The following is a 6,922-nucleotide window of genomic DNA, read 5'->3' on the forward strand; positions in this document are numbered from 1 at the left end:
TAAAACTTCATAGCGTTTCTACATATTCCCCACAGCTTTTTACGCTAATATTTTATGTTCTCTTATAAAGTTACCTTACTGGTATTTAGTTTATAAGGAAGAGTATGAAACCATTAATTATAGGGGCGATAGCATTAAGCCTCAGTGCTTGTTCTGCGGTAACCATTCAGCCACGGGCAACAGCAAAAATAACGAGCCAAGCTAATTACGAAGATAGCCGCCCATTTTATTTATGGGGATTAGTGGGTGAGCAGCGGGTAGACGTAAAACAAATATGTTCAAATACACCGGTTATTCAAATGCAGTCACAGCAAACGTTTAGTGATGGAGCGCTGAGTTTAATTACGCTTGGAATATACTCGCCTCATACCATTAAAGTGTGGTGCCAAGAGCAAGTACTAGGGGAGGCATTATGAGCATCAAGCTATTTGCAGCCGGTTGCACACTGATTATTTTAACGGGGTGTACAAATATTTACTTTGATAACGGTATGCAGAGCAAAGTAAGCAATAAGACGCTAAAAAGTTCACAGTGGCATCATAATTTTGCACTTGCGTTGTACGAGGGATCAGAGCCGTTAGATTTAACAAAACATTGCCCACAAGGGGATTGGCAAAGCGTTCATACGTATAAATCGTTTACTAATGGTTTAGCTGAGGTGGTTGTGAATCAAATTGGCCCAGCTTGGTACCCTAAAACAGTAGAAGTACAATGTAATAAGGTACCATTTAAAGCTAAATAATTATTTAAAATAGTTATTCGTAACGCAGTGCATCTATAGGGTTTAGTCTTGCTGCTTTAATAGCAGGGGCTAAACCAAATATAATCCCAATCATTGATGTAAATCCGAACGATAGTATTACAGCCCATACTGGTATATATGCATCAGGCATACTTGGGACTAAAAACGAAATAAGCCCTGCGGCGCCATATCCTATAATGAGTCCTATTAAACCACCAAAAAGTGAAAGGACAACGGCTTCAACTAAAAACTGCAACATAATAAAACCAGGTGTTGCGCCTAGTGCTTTTAATGTACCAATAACACGTGTGCGTTCAGTTACCGACACTAGCATTATGTTCATAACACCAATACCGCCAACAAGTAAGCTAATGCCAACAATACCAGCAGTAATAGCAGTAGCACTGCTGGTAAATTTATCTATTTGGGCACGAGATTTTTCAGCGGTTTCAAATTCAAAGTCGTTTTCATCTTTCTCTTTTAGTTTATGCAGTTGGCGCAATACACGAGTTATTTTTGCAAGCACTTGTTCTTCGTTAGTACCTTCATTTAACCTAAACATAATTTGCACATTAGTTTGTGTACTTCCGCCTTCTAAAGCACTCATGGTACTAATTGGAATATTAATGTAATCGTCTTGGTCAAAACCAAATAAGCTACCTTGTTTTTCAGCAACGCCAATAATTCTAAACCATTCACCACCTAGCTTTATATATTCACCTACTGGGTTTTCAGGAAGGTTTAGCTTTTCTATGATTGAAGGGCCGATAAATGCGACTCTTCTTCGTTTATCATCGTCCTCAGCACGAATAAAACGACCAAGTTCAGGATAAGTACGATACGCTTTTTGATAGTCTTGCTCGGTACCGATAACACGCGATGAATGGCTTTTATTTCCATACTCAGCTCCCCCCGAAAAGCGCCAGGTAAACATTAGGGCAGTTAGCGTTTCAGCTTCTTTTATACGCGACTTTAAAGCTAAAAAATCGTCGTAGGTAAGCTTGGCATTTTTACCAACCATTTCGAGTTCAATACTGGTGTAAGGCTTTATTGTTGTTACATCTGGCGACATATCAGCAAGTTGATCGTTTATTTGCTTTGTAAAACCCTGCATTACTGCAACGACAGTAACTACGGCGGCAACACCAATAATAATACCCAAACAGGTCAGTGCGCTGCGCATTGCATTAGCTTTAATAGCTGAAAAAGCGGCCTTAGTGCCTTCCATTATCGCAAGAGCTGATTTAAACATGCTGCTTGATTCCTTCATCTTTAGTTACATCACTTACCACTTTACCGTCCACTAAACGAATCACGCGTTGGCAATGATCGGCAATTTCTTGCTCATGTGTTACTAAAATAATAGTGTGACCTTCGTTATGCAGCTCATCAAACAAAGCCATAATTTCGCGGGTCGTTTTACTATCAAGATTACCTGTGGGTTCATCTCCTAATAATATATGTGGTTTTGTGACTAAAGCGCGGGCAATAGCAACACGTTGACGTTGCCCGCCCGATAGCTGGCTAGATAAATGATTAACTTTATCACCGAGACCTACCCGCTTTAGTGCTTCTAGAGCTTGTTGCTTGCGCTGTTTGCTAGGGATAAAGCGATATACTAAAGGCTGCATTACATTTTCTAGTGCGGTTGCACGTGGTATTAAGTTAAAGCTTTGAAATATAAACCCGACACTTTCATTACGCTGATGAGCAAGCTCTGTCTCGGTCATACTTTTTACTAGTTTATCTTTTAAGTAGTATTCGCCACTGCTGGGTGTATCTAAACAGCCTAATAAGTTCATCAAGGTCGACTTGCCTGAACCAGAAGGTCCTATAATCGCCACGTATTCGTTTTGCATTATATGTACGTTTACATCATCAAGTGCCTTAAATACCTCTGAGCCCATTTTGTATTGTTTATTAATATGCTCTAGCTTGATTACCGCAGACATTAGGCTTCTTCCTTGTCTGCATCTGATTTAAGTTTTACCACATCACCTTCAGTCAGAAGACTTACTGGGCGCGCAGGGCCAATAACTATTTTGTCGCCCTCATTTAAGCCGTCAGTAATGGCTTGCTCTATATCAGATGATATTCCAACAGTTACGGCAATTTTGCTAACGGTGTTATCACTATTTAGTCGCCATACAAATGTTTTATCGTCTTCTTTTTGGATTGCTTCTATTGGAAGTTTTAAACCGTTTTCGGCAATGCTTGTTGCGATCTCTGCTCTACAACTCATTCCTGCATATAGCTGGCGCTCAGTAGTGTCGAGTAATACTTTTACTTTAAACGATAAACCTTGAGAGCCGGCTTGGTTTTTAGCTGAAGTACCAATATTGATTACTGTGCCACTAAATGGTTTATTAGGGTATGCAGCCGCATAAATATTCGCTTTTTGGTTAAGCTTAATACTCGCAATGTCGGTTTCATCCACACGTAGCTCGGCTAAGATAGCGCTAGGATCGGCTACTAGCATTAAATCAGAGCCAATAATATTAGTAGTACCGGCTATAACGGTTTCACCTTCTTTAATATTTACAGATGCAAGCAAGCCGCTCATTGGAGCTCTAAATACACTTTTACTTAAGCGATCTTGCGCAATTTGTAGTGACGCTTGTGCTTGGTTGTACGACTCTATTCGTGATTCAATATCGATTTTAGCTAGATCGCGTGCGCTTTCAATATTCTCGTAGCTCTCTTGATTACCTAAACCGACATCATATAAGTCTTTTTGTCTTTTAAGTTGGCGCTCTAGGTTAGCAAGGCGTGTTTTATTGTGTTTAATTTCAATTTCTGTGGCGCGAAGGATTGCTTTACTACGGGAAACTTCTGATTCAAAAGCAGTTGTATCAAGGCGCATTAACATATCGCCTTGTTTAACTCCTTGGCCTTCTTGAACAAATATTTTATCTACTCGGCCTGTCACTTCAGAGCGTAATTGCACTTGTGTATTAAAAACTAAATTACCTGAAGCCATTATTGAGTCAGCAATGTCGCCAAGCTCTACTTGAGCAATATTTACTTCGGCTTGTTTTTCATCGCCAGAAATTTGCTTTGACACAATTAGGGCTATAAATGCGCCTACAGCGAGTGTGATGATTATTGCTTTTTTCATTTTATCTATCCGTGAATTAAGTAATGTGGAGCTAGTATCTACCTCCACTTAAGAGTTAACTTGCTGCAATGATTGCCCAAATACCAAAAATAATAATTGAAGGAAGAGCAGAGAATAGGAGTGCTTTGTTAGTTGAAAAATTAGTCCAGCATTTTAAGCCGATCATTCCCAGCGCAATGCTCCAAAAGCTAAATAAGTTTATTGATTCTAATAAGCTATAAAAAGGATGGCCAATTTCAAGTCCTATTATTAATTGGTTAATAGATGCGTAGCTATATACGGCTTGTTGAGATATTTGATCTGTACTTGCACTTAGTACAAGAGCAATTGTTCCTAGGCTTGAAATAACAACTGGCATCATTGTCCAGGTAGCGAATCCATACCAAGCTCCGTAGCTATGTTCTGATTCAGGATCTTGTTTAGCCACAAGCATATAATAAAGTGCCATTAATGCATTCATGATAGCCAGCGCAATTACGCCGCCAAACAAACCAAACCATATTTGGCCTTCTACATTTTGCTCTATACTTTGGCGAATCATTTTTTGCTCGCCAATCGTCGCATCAATAGTTGATGCTGCTACTTGCTCATTAATCAAAAACTGCATATCAACAGTGGAATAAAAAATATAAATACTCGCCATTGAAACTAAAGACATGACTATAAAAGCAAGCCATGACCAACCTTTGGCGTGTTCAACACCATTGAAAGCTTTACTAGGACTTATATAAATATCGAGTAGGGCGCTAAACGCGTTAGGTGATTTCATTATTATTCCTTTATACCTATTTTATGGCTAGGCAGTTATAAATGCCCAGTGACTAGGTAATAGAATAAAGGAAAATGTATGTATTGTTTTCATTCAATTGTAACGGTTTGTTAACAGGTGTAAGAGGCTTGTTCAAAAACAAGAAAAGGGCCAAAAGGCCCTTCGTGTCGCAGCAAGTAACACATTCTTTCTTATAAATTAAAGTCTACAGAATAAGCAACGTAAGCTTTAATATCTGAGTCATCCATATCTGTATCAGATAAACCAAAAGTGAACCCATCTTTCGAAATTGATACACCGTAATCTAAGATATTATCATCGCCAATAAAGTCACCAGAGTAGTGGCCTAAGTGAAGTGCCATTTCAGTGCCGTTACTGCCAATAGCAAAACCGTAGTCAGCTGTCAGGTAAAGTGAATCACCAAAGTCTGTACCATCACCACTTGCAGCTGATGTTGCAAGTACTGAAGCACCAAATGTAAAGCCTTCAACACTGATGCTACCGTAAATTTCAGAGAAATCTGCGTCAGCTTCAGAAGCTGCATCTGGGTAAGCGTAATAAATATAGCCAACATCATAGCTAACGCTTTCGTTAATGTCGCCACCAAAGCCTGCATATAAATCAAGCTCATATGTCATTTCATCTGCCCACGATGCATTTGAAGCCCAAGTACCTGCATAAAAGCCCGATTCATTGGCGTAATCAATACCGCCTGAAATAGCTGCATCGCCCCCAGTTTGCTCTTGACCACGCCATAAGTAGTTTGATGTTGCCGCTGCATTAGCTGTTACTTCAGCATGTACGGCTGTTGATGTTAAAGATGTTGCGCCCATTAATGCTATAGCACTTATAGCGATGGTTTTTTTTAGTTTTAGCATGTCCATTTCCCGTTATATGATTTTTGCTCGCCAAGGTTTTTATTATGTATTCGGAACCTTTAGGCTGACGGCTTTTTATTGTTTAACTAACGGGATAATTGCACTGTATGTGCCAGCTTCATTATTTTTTATTAAAAATTATTTTTATACATTAAAAACATGGGCTTGTATTTTATAGATTGAGATGAGAGATGGTATGTAGGAAGATGTTGCGCACACTGCTGGTGCATAAATTAACCTAGCCGCACCATAAAAGTACGGCTAAATTAGAAGTTTTTAGCCAAATATAGTGCGCATAAGGCTAATTGTTTCGTTTACACTACGACCTTTTTGAACTTCACTCACAATTGAATCGCGCTTACTGCGAATGTGCTCAGGAATATCGTCAGCAGCAAGTGCGCGGTCTACTAAAATTTCTGCAGACTCTTTACCTCTACGCTGAGTTTTACCTGTCGTAGTTGTAGTTCGTTTAGGCTTACTTAACAGTTTGATGTAGTTAGAGTTATCTGGTGTTTTTGCATCAGCATAGTGAAAGAAACATGGGATTAGTGCTTTAATAGCAACTAATTGTGCTTCTAACTCATTACTAGGTTTAGCCATTTTGTACCATGACATAGCTTGAATACCTTTTACAATATCTTGCCAGTAACGCTCAAAATCACTATTTTTTAGTTTAGAAACACCAAGGGCACCGCATAATGCATCTAATCGATTGTTTGTGATCGGAGTAAATATATCAGGGCGACGCATTGCAAGCAGTCGTGTTGCAGGCGCAAGTGTTGGTTTTTCATTATTGTCGGTGAATATTTTTGAATAAGCAGCAACAAATTGTTGATATTCGTATTGAGTAATGTCACCTTCAAGTGGAATATTTACTAGTGCATCGTCAAAGGCACCTGGTAAATCGCCAAGCATTTGATGAAAGCTCTTCGCACTTTTTGTTGATGCAAACCATTCAACGTCAAAGTTGTATGTGCTTGGATCAAGTGATGCCATGTGCTTACCGCTAAACGCAAGTAAGTCTTCAGGAATCATATCTTTAAGAGATTGTTCACGAATGCTCTTAATGTAGTCTACTAAGCGAAGCTGTTCATCAAGAGCAATAACGTCTTTGTGTTGTTCTACAAATACACTTACTACAGGCCACGGAGCAATACGTAAAGTTTTAACCTGTAAAAAGCTGATAGCTGAAATAAGCTGATCGTGTAGCTTCTTAAGTACTGGTAATTGCTGCGGCTCTAGTAAATCGTAGTTCATACGATCTCTGCTTGCACTTAGCAATTCGTAACACCAAGGTAAAAAATCATCAGGGTGGTTTTCTACTTTCACGGCCATAAGGTTAAGGCTTAATTCTGAAGATTGCTTCAGAATGTTCTGATAGATTTGATTTTCTTGTTCGCCTAGCGTCATTTTTG

The 6,922-nt window shown here is 39.2% G+C and carries 8 protein-coding genes; 2 read left to right on the plus strand and 6 right to left on the minus strand.

What is annotated here, in order from left to right:
- Nucleotides 1-104 precede the first annotated feature (104 nt).
- Together H5072_RS08435 and H5072_RS08440 are read left to right on the plus strand one after the other, a co-directional pair.
- Nucleotides 105-416, plus strand: a complete 312-nt coding sequence (locus tag H5072_RS08435) for a Bor family protein (protein ID WP_182693249.1) — start codon at nucleotides 105-107, stop codon at nucleotides 414-416.
- Nucleotides 413-742, plus strand: coding sequence for a Bor/Iss family lipoprotein (locus tag H5072_RS08440; protein WP_182693250.1), 330 nt, complete (start codon nucleotides 413-415; stop codon nucleotides 740-742). The genes H5072_RS08435 and H5072_RS08440 overlap by 4 nt, the downstream gene beginning before the upstream one ends.
- A gap of 13 nt (nucleotides 743-755) precedes the next feature.
- Here H5072_RS08440 and H5072_RS08445 read toward each other — a convergent pair whose 3' ends face one another.
- The 6 genes from H5072_RS08445 to H5072_RS08470 form a co-directional block, all read right to left on the minus strand.
- On the minus strand, nucleotides 756-1,994 hold the full coding sequence (locus tag H5072_RS08445) for an ABC transporter permease (protein WP_039490486.1): 1,239 nt from the start codon (nucleotides 1,992-1,994) through the stop codon (nucleotides 756-758).
- Nucleotides 1,987-2,694, minus strand: a complete 708-nt coding sequence (locus tag H5072_RS08450; RefSeq protein WP_182693251.1) for an ABC transporter ATP-binding protein — start codon at nucleotides 2,692-2,694, stop codon at nucleotides 1,987-1,989. Before H5072_RS08450 ends, H5072_RS08445 begins: the two co-directional genes overlap by 8 nt.
- Nucleotides 2,694-3,860 (minus strand): efflux RND transporter periplasmic adaptor subunit, encoded by a 1,167-nt coding sequence (locus H5072_RS08455; protein WP_182693252.1) that lies wholly within the window; start codon nucleotides 3,858-3,860, stop codon nucleotides 2,694-2,696. Before H5072_RS08455 ends, H5072_RS08450 begins: the two co-directional genes overlap by 1 nt.
- Before the next feature lie 55 nt (nucleotides 3,861-3,915).
- Nucleotides 3,916-4,629 (minus strand): YIP1 family protein, encoded by a 714-nt coding sequence (locus tag H5072_RS08460; protein ID WP_182693253.1) that lies wholly within the window; start codon nucleotides 4,627-4,629, stop codon nucleotides 3,916-3,918.
- Between the two features lie 191 nt (nucleotides 4,630-4,820).
- Nucleotides 4,821-5,507, minus strand: coding sequence for a TorF family putative porin (locus tag H5072_RS08465; RefSeq protein WP_182693254.1), 687 nt, complete (start codon nucleotides 5,505-5,507; stop codon nucleotides 4,821-4,823).
- A 276-nt stretch (nucleotides 5,508-5,783) separates the two neighbouring features.
- Nucleotides 5,784-6,922: hypothetical protein (locus tag H5072_RS08470; protein WP_259395906.1), on the minus strand; the 1,139-nt coding region annotated here is incomplete at its 5' end.

It is taken from the genome of Pseudoalteromonas sp. SR45-5, assembly GCF_014163565.1.
Lineage (GTDB): Bacteria > Pseudomonadota > Gammaproteobacteria > Enterobacterales > Alteromonadaceae > Pseudoalteromonas > Pseudoalteromonas distincta.